The sequence below is a fragment of the Paraburkholderia sp. GAS448 genome, from assembly GCF_050435685.1.
Classification (GTDB): Bacteria; Pseudomonadota; Gammaproteobacteria; order Burkholderiales; family Burkholderiaceae; genus Paraburkholderia.
In genome coordinates, this window is sequence record NZ_JBNDKT010000077.1 from 1 (window position 1) to 14,663 (window position 14,663).

Below are 14,663 nucleotides of genomic sequence, written 5' to 3' on the forward strand. Positions count from 1 at the left end.
TCTGATTGCGGTCACACTCGAAATGCAACCGCAGCACTTCCCTGATTTTGCGCATGGTCAACCTGACATTTGCCATTCGGCACTCCCGACAAAACCGTCGATCGTGCCACCGTTGACCCGCGTCGCCGCCACCTCAAATTCCTGTTCGCGATGGCGTGGAAACCCTGTTCTTTTTGCCGTGGAATTCCTGTTCACTTTGGCGTAACCGCGAATTTAAGCACACCGTATCGTGAAGCGTTCGCGCTGGATGGTCGAGCATAACCGCATCGCGGCGATCGAGATCGATCAGCGATGTCCTGGCTTTGGGAGATGTGAGTTTGATGACGCACGGACGGATGGCCTGCGCGTCATCGCATGCCACTCAGACGGTGGATGTCACGGATTGTTGTTGTTTCGCGTAGTTGAACGGCAGCAGGTCCGAGACGTCGTCGTCCGGTGCGCGCTGCGGCAGTTCCTTCAGTACGTGCAGCAGGTACTCATAGGGCTCGACGTTGCACGCACGGCACGTGAGCATCAGGCTGAACACCATGGCGCTCGCCTTTGCACCGTCAACCGTGTCGCTGAACAGCTATGATTTTCTCGAAGTGGCAAACGGCCTGATGTCGCGCTCGAGAATGTTGTTGTCAGCGCCGACGCGCCCGTCCGTAACGTAGCGACTGAGGTATTCCCACTGGTTACGCGTATAGCTGATCGCCTTGCCCAGCAAGCTTTCAGGCAACACCAGCGGCGCCTTTCCATCCAGCCATTTTTTGAACGCTTCCAGCAACGGCACACTATGCTGCTGTCGCAACCGGTACCGGTAATCTGCCCAGGCTTCGTTCTGCGGCACATCGGCACGCGCAAGCGTCTCGACCTGATACAGCGCCCGGAAGTATTCGAGCGCCTGATGAACGAGGGTGCCGGTTTTCTTCTTGCTGCCCTTGTGCGCATCGACGAACAGCCTGCGCGCATGAGCCAGGCATCCGAAGTGTGTCACGCCTTCGAGCGTGCGCCACGCGGCATAGCCATCGGTCAGCAGCATGCCCTGGTAGCCGGCGAGGAAGGCCCGCGGGTATTCCTGGCCTCGCCCTGGCTGGTAATCGAACAGCACCACCGGCTGCTCGCATTCCTCGGCGCTGCGGTAGACCCACATGAACGACTTGCCCTGCGGGGTCTTGCCTTCCTCTTTAAGGACCTGCACCGTCGTCTCGTCCCCGTGGATCAGCGACTGTGACAGCAAAGTCTGAAGCAGCGCCTTATAAAGCCGGCTGTAATGCAGTTGTGCAGGCCGGATTATCCATTTCGCCAGGGTACCGCGCGTGACCGGAATGTGGGCGCGCGCGAGTACGTCCTCCATCCGGTACAGCGGGGTCCCGTCGACGAATTTGCCGACCGTGACCGCCGCAATGATTGCCGCGCTCGCGTTGCTGCCAGGCAGTGGCTGCGCCGGCATCGGCGCGGTGATGATGGGCGTGTGCTCGGCGTTGCGATCGCAGTGGCGACACGCGTATTTGAAACGCACGTGCTGCAGCACGGAAGCCTTCACTTCATAGTGCAGCTGTTCGCTGATTTCCTCGCCCATGCGATGCAGCGAGTTGCTGCAGCATGGGCAGACCTTCTGCGCTTCAGGCAGGTCGTATTCAATACGCTGGCGGGGCAGATGAGCCGGCAGCGGCTTGCGACCACGCTTGCCCTGCACAGGCGTGCCCGTTTCCGGCAGCCCCGTGTCCGGCAGTGCGAACGCGTCGTCCACCTCGTCATCGGCGCACTGCGTTGCGGCAATCTGCTCCGCCTCGTCGAATACGCGATCCTTGAGCTTCTCGCTGCTGGGCGCAAAGCGCTTGTCCTGCGCGAGGCGGAACAGCTCTTCGAGCTGCTCGACCCGTTGCACAAGTTGTCGGTTACGATCCTCGAGTTCGAGAATGCGTGCGATCAGCTCATCGGACGGGAGCTGTTTGAGATGGTCCTTGCTGGACGACTTCGGGCGATTGGCTTTCATGTGCAGCACGATACTGAAGTCGTCGCCGCAACAGGTTTACGGACAATCGTGAACAATTGTCAATTTACGTGACGTGCCGGTACCGGCGCGCGGGGTGGCGGCGTATTGCATTGATGTCGATGCCATCCAGCAGCCAGTGGAGCTGCTCGGTCGTCAGTTCGATCACAGCCTGCTGCCGGCGTGGCCACACAAAACGGTCCTCCTCAAGGCGCCGCAGCATCAGCCAGAAGCCCGTGCGGTCATACAACAGAAGTTTGATCCTGTCGCATCGACGGTTGCGAAACGCGAAGACGGCTCGAGCAAAGGGATCGAGCTTCATCTCCTGCGCGACCAGCGTGATCAGGCTATTCATGCCGAACCTGAAGTCGATCGGGTCGCGATGCAGATAGACCCGGAGGTCAGCGTCGAGCCGGAACATCAACGTGCCCTCAGCGCATCAATCATCGCCCTCACCAGCGTCGTGTCCTGTCCCACGCACTCCAGCTCGAGACTCACCCCGTTTGGCAATTGCGCTACCAGGCGCGACGGTAGCGGCGGACGCTGCGATGCACGCACAGGTTCGCGACGGGCTGGTGGCTGCTCGGGCTTTGCGCAAAGATCGGCTCGCGTCCCGGCATCGTCGACTTCAACCACAGCAACAAACGCCGCCGCCTCTTCGCCCACCGGCGTCGCAGAAGGGGCATCGCACTTCGCCTGGTGTTTGCGGACCCACTTGCGCAGCAGGTTCGCATTCACGCCGGCCTTCAGCGCCAAACCTGCAAGGGATGCACCCGGCTGCAGGCAGGCCTGAATCAGTGCCTGCTTGGCCTGCGGGTCGTAGTAGTGCCGCTGGCCATCATCGCTTAGCCCAACGGCCTCAAGCTTCGGGAAGTCGGAAGTCTGACTCATGAGGTGTCCACCTGTTCAAAAGAGGTGGACGCATGTTGCACTCCGGCGACTCAGGAAACCATGTGCGGCAAATCAACCGCTTACACTTTGGCGTGGAATATTCAACCACGGAGCGCAGCTACTACGTGTCCAGCTGCCGCCCGACGCGGTGCTCATCGCCCGCGCGGTGCGTGCCCACTGGCGCATCGAGAATAACCTTCACTGGGTGCTCGATGTGGCCTTTGGCGAAGACCAGTGCCGGGTGCGCGTGGACAACGCCGCACAGAACTTCGCGATCCTGCGCCGCATCGCGCTGAATCTGCTCAAACGTGACACGAAGACCAAGGTCGGAATAAAAAACCGCCGGCTCAAGGCCTGTGTCAGCGACCGCTATCGTGCCGAAATCCTTGCCTGGTAAGGCCCTTCATGCGATTGCCCTGCGCTCATTGGCACGATTTTTTTAAAAACGGACAGGTCAGGTGTATCTGGTCGATGAAATAGTGTCTGTCAGATATGCGTGCGGCAGTACGGAATGTATCTTCTTGTCAGTCGGACTTCCAAACTATATGTAGGCTACTGGTCAAATCGTGGCCAAACAACTTTTTATGAATAAAATCATCTTGATTAAATTGTCGCATCTGGCACTGGTCGCCGCATGCGCCGGCGGCTTGGCCGCATGTACTACGCAATCCGGGCCGACTTACACAATGCAGGCCATAGTCTTGCCTGACCAGCCAAAACCTGTCTATCGGGTTACCTGTACTGGTCTGATGGAAAGCTCAGACTCATGTATGGCAGCGGCGGCCAGAAAGTGCCAAGGGCAACCGGTCACGCCGCTTGAGCTTGTCGATGGTGTGGATGCGAATGCACGTAAGAACGATCCGCGTCAGATCACCTTTATGTGCGGCGTTTCCGAGGCGGAAAAGCCTGCGGCACAACAGCAACCCGTTGCGCAACGTCAGGTGTTGCTGCAAGGAGATGCCTATTTTGCGACCGACAGTTCAGTGCTGACCGAGGTGGCCAGACAGGGTCTCGACAGCTTCATACGTTTCAATCAGGGGCTTGCTTTTAAGGATATCGTCGTGATTGGCTATACGGATTCGACAGGCTCAACTGCGCACAACGATAGACTGTCCCGTGCACGAGCAACGTCAGCAATCGCCTATCTGCGCAGCCAGGGCATACTTGCCGACAACTTCTCGGCCGAAGGGCGCGGGGCTGCTGACCCGGTAGCATCGAATGCGACGGCTGAAGGTCGTGCACTAAATCGTCGTGTGGAGGTGCGTGCCGCGATGCAGTAATTCCGTGATGAGGCCGTTTCAACGCGCAGCCAAAGAGGTGGCGTCAGGAATTCGGGCAGGACGATGCGTGGAGTTGCTGAAATCAGGGCATAAATGCTGGCAACGGAAACGCCTTTGTCCGCAAGGCTTCCGGGTTTCTCTGTAAGAGGCCAGTTCAAAAAGCCTGCTCTGCACGTCTGAAGATGTTCCAACAGATGAGAGAGCAGCCGAGTTTCAAGAACGCTTCGTGAATGTCGGCACGACGCTCGAAGCGAATACGAAGACGACGAAAGTTGTGGAGCCAGGAGTGAGTTCGTTCGACGACCCACCGAAATTTGCCCAGCCCGCTACCCTGTTGACTGCGGCGCTTCGCGATCACCGACTGGATACCGCGATGGCGCAGTTGCTGACGGTGGGAATCGGAATCGTAGCCGCAATTGCCATAGAGAACCTTGGGCGTTTAAAGCGGACGACCGCGCACGCCGCGAACGGGCGGGATCGCATCGACGAGCGGCAGCAACTGCTTGAGGTCGTGTGCATTCGCACCCGTCGGGATCGCGCTGACCGGCACGCCGTTGGCGTCTACGAGGATGTGGTGCCTAGAACCGGGTCGCGCACGATCCGTGGGGTTCGGACCAGTTTTTCGGCCGCCCCAACAGCTCGCACCGACGAAGAATCGACGGCGGCACGCGAGAAGTCGAGCTGGTCTGTCTCGCGTAGTTTCGCCAGCACAAGCTCGTGCAGACGGTCCCATACGCCGGCCTCCTGCCAGTCGCGCGCGGTCGCCGTCAACAAGTTGCGCCTGAGCCGAACCCCAACCGCGTCGGCAAGTGGTTCCAGCGTATTCTTGTCTTCATCACGAACAGGATGCCGTTGAGCGCCGCGCGATCCGAGACGCGCGGGCGACAAGGATCGCTCTTCCCCGAGGTCTCGGTCGAGTATGCAATACTCGACGTCTTGGTCCAAAACTGAAAACTGTGGCCCTCTCCCGAATGTCCGGAATTGTTTGGATTTGTAGGATGCCTGCCCAGGACCACAGGCATGGGCGCGCGCCACAGGCGCATGCGGGCAGGCGTCGTATAAACCTCAAGGGAGGAAACCGCACGGGGTGCAGGTTGGCGAAGCGGTGCGGTCCACGTTTGTGACGGCAGGCAGAACGGGGCACCGGTTGATCCGGGCCAGGGACGCAAGCGTCCGCTATCGGGTCCCGTTGCCGGAGAGCCGACGGTCGGTTTGAACGTCTCGAAACACCTGTGCTCATGCTGCGGCTCGCTGTACGGGTGGCGCGCGGATCGGTGCGCTGCGCTCGAGGACATCGATGACGATCATCGGTGCACCGCAGTGCCGGCAGATGAAGGCGGGACACCCAGCGGGATCGGTGTTGTCGGGTTGCGTGCGCGGTGCTGGGAGGACGTGCAGCAACTCACGCACCTTGGCGAGATTCGCCTGGCGCACCGGATTGGCCAGCAGGCCATAGTGGCGGATGCGGTGGAAGCCGCCGGGCAGCACGTGCAGCAGGAAGCGCCGCATGAACTCCTGTGCATCCAGCGTCATCGTCTTGTAGCGGGTGCGCCCCGTCGCGCGGTAGTCCTTCCATCGGAACGTCACGCCGCGCTCATCGAGCGCAACCAGCCGCTGGTTGGAGATCGCGACCCGGTGGGTATAGCGCGACAGATACGCGAGTACGGCCTCGGGTCCAGCGAACGGGCGTTTGGCATACACGACCCATTCACACGCGCGCAGCGGCGCGAGCCACTGTGCGAAGACGGCCGGATCGGCGAGCGCGGCGTACTCGCCGAAGCACCGCAGCTGGCCACGACGATGCACGGCTGCGAGTTCTTCCAGGAAACGGCGCCGGAACAGCCGTGAGAGCACGCGCACCGGCAGGAAGAAACCGGGCCGGCACGCGACCCACCGCTGACCGTCGGGTGACAGGCCATCACCGGGGACGATGCCGTGGACGTGGGGATGGTGCGTGAGTGACGAGCCCCACGTATGCAGCACCAGCGTCGCGCCAATCTGCGCGCCCAGATGCTTCGGATCCGCAGCGATGGTGCGCAGGGTCTCGGCGGCAACATCGAACAGCAGCCCGTAGATCACCACCTTGTTGCACCAGGCGATCGCGCTGATCGCGGCGGTCATTCAATGCCCATAGCGGCCACCGCCTGTGGAGCGGTTTAGCACAAACATTTTTTTGATTACCGGTCGCGGATCAGGTCCGACGACATGGCGATGCGCTGGTTGCTGCGACCGCCAACCAAAAAAATCTCTGCCAAATGCACTGCATGCTCAGGGGGGAATTGCCGCCGCCTCGGGCAGGCGTCGGTTCAGCACACGAACGGCATGGACAAAGGACAGGTCTTCAGGTCGCTGCCCGCTGTCCTGGGCAGCCTCGTACATCAGGCGGCGGATCGCCGCGTGCGTGAGCATTAACGCATAGAACTCCTGACGTACCAGATCAGGCGTCTTGCTGCGCAGCACCTTCTTCCCATCACACAGATGCGTCTTGATCTCATCGAACATCTCTTCTATTTTCCAGCGCCGGTGATACAGCGCCGCCAGCTCGACGGCAGGTGCTACTACCGGGTCCAGCAAATTGGTGATCAGGCGATACTGCGGCTCGGCGTCAGGCACGCCTTCCAGGCGGTACTCAATGACCCGTACCTGCATGCCGTTGCGCTGGTGTCGCCGGTCGGTGTCGCTGGCATATACGGTACTCAGGTACGAACCGTCTGCCAGCGGCACCTCGCACGGCAGTCGCACATTCGACTTCACGCGCCACAGCAGCTTCGCTCCGGTGGCCACCGCGTCGCGCCACATGTCATACCCATAGAACAGGCGGTCGGCCAGCACCAGCATCTCGCTCGAGAACGCCGCAAACAGCTGCCGCGTGAGCGCCTGTTCGCTGTCCTCGCGCACCCCCCGCCCATCTGGACCTCGCACAGCGCGTGCGTCGCACATTCGGCCAGCGCCACAAAGCGGATCTGTGGATACGCGCCTTCACCACGCCCGCCCTTTGCATACCCGAACGCCTGCGCATTGACCTGCTCATCAGGCATATCCAGCGTCGAGCCATCCACGCTCATGACCCGATAGCCCGCATAGTCCCCAACTGCAGCCCGCGGGCGTCGCGCTGCCTGTCGGGCGAACAGCTCGCGCATCACCTGCCAGCCCAGCCGTGCTCGCCCCTGCGAGATCGCCGCCTTGCTGACCTGCGCGTCGCGCACCTGGTCGCCGTAGATGCGCCGCAGTCGCTCGATCACCAGACGAAACACTTCCTCATAGGCCACGCGCGGATACAGACACATCGCCATCACGAAATACACCAGCACTTCACGCGGCATGTCGCGCCGCACACGGTCTGCACGCCGCATGTCGCGAGCGCCTCCTTGACCTGTCCCAGCGAACAGTTCAGCGCCAGATACCCCACCGTCAGATAGTCCGCCAGCCGCGCCCCGCCGGGCAGCGTTGCTTCCGTTCTTGCCATCCTTCAAGCTCTTCTTGTTGTTGCAGAGACTTGAAAGTTAACAGAAATTCGATCTTGTTAACAGTATTGGTTTTAGAAGGAGACATTCGTGGGGCTGTTTCGATAATTTTAGTCATGACTGGATTCTTCAACACATTCCGATGGATAAAGCGGTCCTGCGACGATGGCTCAAGGCTGGATTTATCGATGAAGGAACCCTGTTCGCAACTGAGGCGGGAACTCCCCAAGGGGGTCTCATTTCGCCCGTCATCGCGAATATGACGCTGGACGGACTGGAAGCGGCAGTAGATGCAAGCGTGGGACCGACGGAACGCGCACGCCGAAAGTTCAAGGTCAACGTCAATCGGTATGCAGATGACTTCGTTGTGACCGGAGTATCGAAAGAGATTCTGGAGCAGAACGTACTCCCTGCGGTCAAGCAGTTCCTGACCGTTCGGGGTCTGGAACTCTCGGAAGAGAAAACCAGGGTCACCCACATCGCCGATGGGTTCGATTTCCTCGGGCAGAATGTACGCAAGTACGGCGGTAAGCTGCTCATCAAACCGGCCAGCAAGAGTGTGAAGTCACTCATGGAAAAGGTAAGGAAAATCGTGAGGCAGCACAGGAGTGCCACACAGACGAATCTGATTCTACAGCTCAACCCTGTGATTCGAGGTTGGGCCATGTATCACCGTCATGTGGTCTCCAAGGCTCATTTTACGTCGATAGATGCTCACATCTGGCAACTCCTATGGAAATGGGCGATGCGTCGGCACCCCACAAAAGGCACGGGCTGGGCGAAAAATAAATACTTCCACGTAGAGGGGAATCGCACCTGGGCGTTTACTGCCCGGACCAGGGCCCATGAAGTAATCGGGCTGTTTCGGGCTGCGATGGTTCCAATTGTTCGACACGTGAAGATACGCGGTCAGGCAAACCCCTTTGACCCTGTGTGGTCGTCTTACTTTGCCCGTCGTCGAACCGCGACTGACGATTGATTGCCCGGTTCTAACGCCGGTGCTGACGAATGGCTTGAGCCGGATGCGGGGCGACTCGCACGTCCGGTTCTTAGGGGGCGGTGGCGCAGCAATGCGCTACCGCTACCCGACATCGGTGTGGATAGCCAGACGGGTCTGGCACACGGCGCGGTGGTGACGGCGGCGAACGTGCACGACAAGCATCCGCTGCCTGATCTGCTGCACGGCGCCGAGCAGCGTGTATACGGTGACAGCGCCTATGCGAGCCAGAAGGAACTCATCGCCAGCAAGGCGCCGAAAGCGAAGGACTTCACCAACCAGCGCGTGCGCAATCGCAGTGGTGAAGTCGATGACGCCAGACGCTCGAAAAACCGCAACAAGTCGAAGATTCGTGCCCGGGTCGAACACGTCTTTGCGGTGGTCAAGCGGCTGTGGGGTTTCGGCAAGGTGCGCTATCGCGGCCTCGCGAAGAACGCCACGCGCGCCTTTACCGTACTCGCGCTGGCCAACATCTACATGAGCCGCACGCGGCTGATGGCACAGGTGCGTCCATGAGCAGCCAAAGTGGGTCGAGAGACCCGCTTGCAAGGCCCTTCAGGGCCAGGAAATCGAACAAGTCGGGTCGCTGATCTCGCATTCCGAAATTCAACGGCAAGCTGTTGGCGAAAACGGTGGCTTCTTCAGCGTAGCCCTAATTTCCTCGGGCGTTGCGACAGGCGGTGCCCTCGTATTTCCTCACGCCCGCCGTGCGGATTGCCGGACATTCAGATCCACATATTCTGGCAATCCGCCATGCAAGCATTTGCGGCGGCCATAGCGACCCGTGGAAATCCCCCTTAAATCAATTATTTGCGGGTGGCATCCAGATCATCCACATTGGCACCGAAATTGCGGTGAATAGGCCCGTCGCGCGTCCACGCGGCGTCACGCAAAACCTATAGGAGACACCATGGAACCAACCTATCCCGATGCAGCCAATCATGTTCGGCCCTCTTCCGATTACCCCGAGGACCTGCCAACCTCGAGCGCGAAAAGCAAACGGCACCGGCTGCGCTCAATCTTTTCCGGTTCGGTCGGCAATCTGATCGAGTGGTATGACTGGTACGTGTACTCGGCCTTTGCACTATATTTTGCCAAATCCTTCTTTCCGGCAGGCAACCAGACCGCACAGTTGCTGAATACCGCGGCCGTCTTTGCCGTGGGTTTTCTCGCGCGGCCGATCGGCGGCTGGCTGATGGGAGTCTACGCCGACCGTCACGGGCGCCGCTCCGCTCTGTTTCTTTCGGTCGTGCTGATGTGCGCCGGCTCGCTGATCATCGCACTATGCCCAAGCTATGAGGTCATCGGAGCCGCGGCCCCGGCGCTGCTCGTCGCCGCGCGATTGTTGCAGGGACTAAGCGTGGGCGGTGAGTACGGAACGTCAGCGACGTACCTGAGCGAGGTCGCAACTGCCCGCGACCGCGGCTTCTATTCCAGCTTCCAGTATGTCACGCTGATCATGGGCCAACTGATCGCGCTTGCCCTGCTGATCTCGATGCAGCAGTTTCTGCTTACCACGGAACAGCTCGAAACCTGGGGCTGGCGCGTGCCTTTTTTCATCGGCGCTGCCTGTGCCCTCGTCGCAATGCGCCTGCGCGCCACGATGGAGGAGACTGGCGAATTCCAGAAGGCGCGCGTGAAACGGGATGCGCGCGGCACGCTGGCGGAGCTGTGCAAGCATCCCCGTGCCGTGCTTGCCGTGGTCGGCCTGACGATGGGCGGCACCGTCGCGTTCTACACCTACTCGATCTACATGCAGAAATTCCTCGCCAACACCGCAGGAATGACCCGGCACGACGCGACCCTCGTCTCGGGAGCCTCGCTGGCATTGTTCGCACTGCTACAGCCGATTGTCGGCGCGATTTCGGATCGCATCGGCCGGCGACCGATCCTGATCGCTTTCGGCGTGCTCGGCACGCTCTTCACGGTGCCCATCATGACCGCCGTCAGCCATACGCACAGCCCGTGGAGTGCCTTTGTGCTCATCATGGCCGCTCTTGTCATCGTATCGGGCTACACATCAATCAATGCGGTCGTCAAGGCCGAACTGTTCCCCGCTGAAGTGCGTGCATTGGGCGTCGGCTTTCCGTATGCTGTCACCGTGTCGATATTTGGCGGTACAGCCGAATACATCGCGTTATGGCTCAAGCAGGCGGGACATGAACAACTGTTTTACTGGTATGTCACAGGAGCAATTTTCTGCTCATTGCTCGTTTATCTCGGAATGCGCGACTCGCGCAAGCACTCCCGCATCGAAACCTGAGCGGCAAACCGGGGGCGTGCGGCGTCAGTGCGTTTGGCCCATCCGCGTGTCGTGTTGAAACCGCGCGACATGCGCCGTTTGCGGCACGCCACGATGGCGCTCATTGTTGTGGCATGCTGCGCCGCGTCCGCATGGCTCGCCTATACGATTACGCTGCGCTATTACCTGCGCGTACACGCGTCCGAGTCCGCCCGGCGTGCGTCGTTCCATGCGCTGTCGCTGGAATCGCAAATCGCTCGCTATGAGTCGCTGCCACGCATCGCAGCGCTCGAACCTGTGCTGCTGGAATTGCTGATGCAGCCTGAGAGCGTAGTGAATCGAACCAAGGCCAATGCGTATCTGAAGTCCGTGCAGGTGAGTGCCCAATTGGCCGCCGCGTATGTGATGGACGCGAACGGTGCAACGCTCGCCGCGAGCAACTGGAATGAGCCAGGCAGTTTCGTCGGCTGGAACTATGGGTTCCGACCTTACTTCATCGATGCCATGCAGCACGGCTTCGGCCGTTTCTACGGGGTCGGCAACACCACAGGCGAAGCCGGCTATTTTCTTGCCGTGCCGATTCGCGACTCCACGCATCCCGAGCGGCCACCGGTCGGTGCCATTGCGATCAAGGCGCCGCTCGACGGTTACGAGAGTGCACTGGTAACGAGCGGCGACCTGGTCGTCGTTGCCGATCGTGACAACGTGGTTTTTCTCACTTCACTGCCAGCATGGCGCTACCGTACACTGGCACCATTGCCCGACGCCGCGCTACGTACCCTGCAAGCTGCGCACCACTACGGCGAAGCCACGCTCCCGACCTTGTCGAGGTCGCCTCCGCGCGACGCACATACCGGCGCCATGGCACCGGCCGGCAACAACCGCGCAACTGCTCCGCAATCGCTCTACGTCGCTCCCACCGGGGGGCAGCCTCGCTGGTATGGCGTGCAATACAGGCCGGCCGGCCCGCTTGGCTGGAAAGTTGCTGTCCTCGTCGATCCCGCTGACGATCGGAGTACCGCAGCGCTCGCTGCCATCGGCGCAACCGCAGCGAGCGCACTGCTCTTTTGCCTGCTCGCCGCCGTATGGCTTCGGCGCAGCCGGGAGCGCGAGCGTCACCACGCATGCATTGCGTTACAGAACGCGCAACGCGATCTCGAAGCGCGGATCGTCGAGCGCACTGCCGAACTGACACAGGCAAACGCCGCGCTGGCACAAAAAGTCGAAGCGCTCGACGACGCCCGCCGTATCCTGCGCGACACGCGCGACGACGCAATCCAGGCCGGCAAGCTCGCCGCTCTTGGCCAGATGGCTGCCGGCATTACACACGAGCTGAACCAGCCGCTCGCCGCATTGATGACGCTATCGACTAACGCGGTCAGGCTCGTTGCGCTGAACCGCCCCGCGGAACTGAAGCACAATCTCGATCTGATCAACGAGCTCGCGGCCCGCATGGGCAAGATCGTTGCACATGTTAAAGCGTTTGCGCGTCACGACGCGCTTGAGCGCGAACCGGTAGCGATCGCCGAGGCGCTGCGTCAGTCGCTTGCCCTCATCGAACCGCACCGCAAAGCGGCCTGTGTGGTGCTCCGGGTAGGGACGGTGCCGGACGATGCCATTGTGCACGCAAGTGCAATCCGCATCGAGCAGGTTCTCGTCAACCTGCTCGCCAACGCGATTGACGCTTCCGCAGCGGCCAACTTGGCGCGTCACGTCATCGTGACGACCAGTGTGACCGACACAGCTGTGCGAATCCGTGTACAGGACAGTGGCAATGGCATCGCGGCGCACGCTTTTCCCCGCCTCTTCGAACCTTTCTATACCACCAAGGTCTCTGGCCGAGGTCTCGGGCTAGGCCTTGCCATTTCGCAGGCCATCATCGACGAATTCGGCGGGCGCCTGGACGGGTGCAACTGCAACGATCGAGGCGAAACATCAACCGGCGCGATGTTTACCGTCGAATTGCCACGAGTAACCCAAAGGAGGTTCATTCCATGAGCGTGTTTGCTGTCCTTGGTACGCAACCGGTGTATGTCATCGAGGACGATGCCACAGTGCGCCTCGGCTGTGCTCAGTCGCTCCGCCTTGCTGACGTGCCGGTGCGCGAGTTCGAAGATGCCGAAAGCGCACTCGCCGCGCTCGCGCATGCTCCCGCAGCCGCAATCGTGAGCGACATCCGGTTGCCCGGCATAGACGGCCTTACGTTGCTCGACAGTGTGCTCGCACGGCCCCAAGGCACCGATATTCCGGTCATTCTGATTACCGGCCATGGCGATATCGCCATGGCGGTTGCGGCCATGCGTGGAGGCGCATACGACTTCATCGAGAAGCCGTTCCACCCGGAGCGGCTCCTCGAGGCCGTGCGTCGCGGGCTGGAGCGGCGCAAGCTCGTCACCGAAAACCAGAGCCTGCGGGCACAGCTGGATGCGGAAAGGAATCTGCTGGGTCGTTCCCCTTCGATGCAGCACGTCCACACGCTCATTGATGCAATTGGCCCGACCAACGCCGATGTGCTGATCACCGGCGAAACAGGCACCGGCAAGGAAGTGCTCGCACGCGCATTGCATACGGCGAGCCGCCGCAAAGGGCCGTTTGTCGCGCTCAATTGCGCCGCGCTGCCGGAAACGGTGTTCGAAAGCGAGTTCTTCGGCCATGAAGCGGGGGCGTTTACCAGCGCACAGCATCGCCGCATCGGCAAGTTCGAATACGCGAGCGGCGGCACGCTGTTCCTCGACGAACTCGAAACCATGCCGCTCGCGCTTCAGGCCAAACTTTTGCGTGCGCTGCAGGAGCGCAGTATCGAGCGCCTTGGTGGCAACTCAGTGGTGCCCGTCGATGTGAGGGTGATTGCCGCAGTGAAGCAGGATCTGAAACAGCTCGCCGAGCAGCAACAATTTCGCGCCGACCTTTATTATCGTCTGAATGTCGTTTCAATTGAGTTACCGCCATTGCGCCAGCGCGCGGACGATATTCCGGAACTGTTCGCCCACTTCCTGCGCGGCGCCTGCGCTCGCTATGATCGGCGGCCGGAACCCACGTGGAGTCCGGCGGACATGATGCGCTGGCAACTGCACGACTGGCCGGGCAACGTGCGGGAACTGAAGAACGTCGCGGAACGGTTCTGTCTCGGGCTCGACGACGGGCTGCAGCAGCCCGCCGATGGCGCCGATTCGCTCTCTGCGCGCATGGCGCGTGCAGAATGCGCGTTTATCGAAGAAGCGTTACGCAGCGCGAACGGTCAGATCAGCCGGGCTGCCGATTTGCTCGGCGTGCCTCGCAAAACGCTCTACGACAAGATCGCGCGCCACGCCATCGATAGCCGCGCGTTTCTCGCTCAAACCGCTCCACTGCGCCGTCACGAGACGGTGGCAGGCCTCACACGGATCCGGTAGTGCTGGCATGGACGAGTGCCGACAGCATACTGATAGTTCTACTTACGCCGCATTCAGGAGACCTGATGCCTTTCGCAGATCAGCATGACCCTGTTCATCCATCCCTTCCAGATCCGCACAAGACTGGCATTCAGCAGATACGTGAATACTGCGGATTTCGGGGAAGGCGAACGCTCGTTTCGGTGAAGTCGAACAAGCTGGAGGGCGGTGCTGCGAGGTGCATGGATTGTAGCGTGAGTGTTCTGGATCAGGCTACGCCGTCATCGGGCTTAAGTGCACCTGGTAAAACAGTTTGACTTTCGCTAACCTGGCCGCTTCATGTTGCCGGGGTAGAGGATGAAGTGGACGAAGTGTGTTGTTGAACTGAGCGAAGCCGAGGAGGTGACGTTGCAGCAGTTGTCGATCAAACACAGGCATCGAGA

9 protein-coding genes and 5 pseudogenes are annotated in these 14,663 nt (G+C 60.6%); 8 read left to right on the top strand and 6 right to left on the bottom strand.

What is annotated here, in order from left to right; genetic code table 11:
• Nucleotides 1–205: hypothetical protein (locus P3T23_RS45655; protein ID WP_429322601.1), on the top strand; the 205-nt coding region annotated here is incomplete at its 5' end.
• A 156-nt stretch (nucleotides 206–361) separates the two neighbouring features.
• Here the strand turns inward: P3T23_RS45655 and tnpC are convergent.
• The 3 genes and pseudogenes from tnpC to tnpA form a co-directional block, all read right to left on the bottom strand.
• A pseudogene (gene tnpC / locus P3T23_RS45660) lies at nucleotides 362–1,978 on the bottom strand (IS66 family transposase).
• 64 nt (nucleotides 1,979–2,042) lie between these two features.
• Nucleotides 2,043–2,396, bottom strand: a complete 354-nt coding sequence (gene tnpB / locus P3T23_RS45665) for an IS66 family insertion sequence element accessory protein TnpB (protein ID WP_429322602.1) — start codon at nucleotides 2,394–2,396, stop codon at nucleotides 2,043–2,045.
• A complete protein-coding gene (tnpA, locus tag P3T23_RS45670; RefSeq protein ID WP_429322603.1) occupies nucleotides 2,396–2,866 on the bottom strand; it encodes an IS66-like element accessory protein TnpA in 471 nt (156 codons plus the stop codon). The genes tnpB and tnpA overlap by 1 nt, the downstream gene beginning before the upstream one ends.
• Nucleotides 2,867–3,014: 148 nt before the next feature.
• Between tnpA and P3T23_RS45675 the strand changes: the two genes are divergently transcribed.
• Together P3T23_RS45675 and P3T23_RS45680 are read left to right on the top strand one after the other, a co-directional pair.
• Nucleotides 3,015–3,263: an ISAs1 family transposase gene (locus tag P3T23_RS45675; RefSeq protein ID WP_429322604.1), complete on the top strand. Its 249-nt coding sequence runs from the start codon at nucleotides 3,015–3,017 to the stop codon at nucleotides 3,261–3,263.
• Nucleotides 3,264–3,432: 169 nt separating this feature from the next.
• Nucleotides 3,433–4,146, top strand: a complete 714-nt coding sequence (locus tag P3T23_RS45680; protein WP_429322605.1) for an OmpA family protein — start codon at nucleotides 3,433–3,435, stop codon at nucleotides 4,144–4,146.
• Nucleotides 4,147–4,300: 154 nt separating this feature from the next.
• On the opposite strand, the pseudogene P3T23_RS45685 reads toward P3T23_RS45680, so the two are convergent.
• From P3T23_RS45685 to P3T23_RS45695, 3 pseudogenes are all read right to left on the bottom strand, one after another.
• Nucleotides 4,301–5,072 (bottom strand): annotated as a pseudogene (locus tag P3T23_RS45685) (IS5 family transposase).
• Between the two features lie 310 nt (nucleotides 5,073–5,382).
• A pseudogene (locus P3T23_RS45690) lies at nucleotides 5,383–6,267 on the bottom strand (IS91 family transposase); the annotation flags it as partial.
• Nucleotides 6,268–6,414: 147 nt separating this feature from the next.
• Nucleotides 6,415–7,612: pseudogene (locus tag P3T23_RS45695) on the bottom strand (IS4 family transposase).
• A gap of 140 nt (nucleotides 7,613–7,752) precedes the next feature.
• On the opposite strand from P3T23_RS45695, the gene P3T23_RS45700 reads away from it, so the two are divergent.
• The 5 genes and pseudogenes from P3T23_RS45700 (at nucleotide 7,753) to P3T23_RS45720 (ending at nucleotide 14,241) form a co-directional block, all read left to right on the top strand.
• A complete protein-coding gene (locus P3T23_RS45700; protein ID WP_429322606.1) occupies nucleotides 7,753–8,589 on the top strand; it encodes a group II intron maturase-specific domain-containing protein in 837 nt (278 codons plus the stop codon).
• A gap of 111 nt (nucleotides 8,590–8,700) precedes the next feature.
• A pseudogene (locus P3T23_RS45705) lies at nucleotides 8,701–9,123 on the top strand (transposase); the annotation flags it as partial.
• A 394-nt stretch (nucleotides 9,124–9,517) separates the two neighbouring features.
• Nucleotides 9,518–10,870, top strand: a complete 1,353-nt coding sequence (locus P3T23_RS45710; RefSeq protein WP_429322607.1) for an MFS transporter — start codon at nucleotides 9,518–9,520, stop codon at nucleotides 10,868–10,870.
• 54 nt (nucleotides 10,871–10,924) lie between these two features.
• Nucleotides 10,925–12,847, top strand: a complete 1,923-nt coding sequence (locus tag P3T23_RS45715) for an ATP-binding protein (protein WP_429322609.1) — start codon at nucleotides 10,925–10,927, stop codon at nucleotides 12,845–12,847.
• Nucleotides 12,844–14,241 carry a sigma-54-dependent transcriptional regulator gene (locus P3T23_RS45720; RefSeq protein WP_429322608.1) on the top strand — a complete coding sequence of 466 codons (1,398 nt, stop codon included), beginning with the start codon at nucleotides 12,844–12,846 and terminating at the stop codon, nucleotides 14,239–14,241. Before P3T23_RS45715 ends, P3T23_RS45720 begins: the two co-directional genes overlap by 4 nt.
• Nucleotides 14,242–14,663 lie beyond the last annotated feature (422 nt).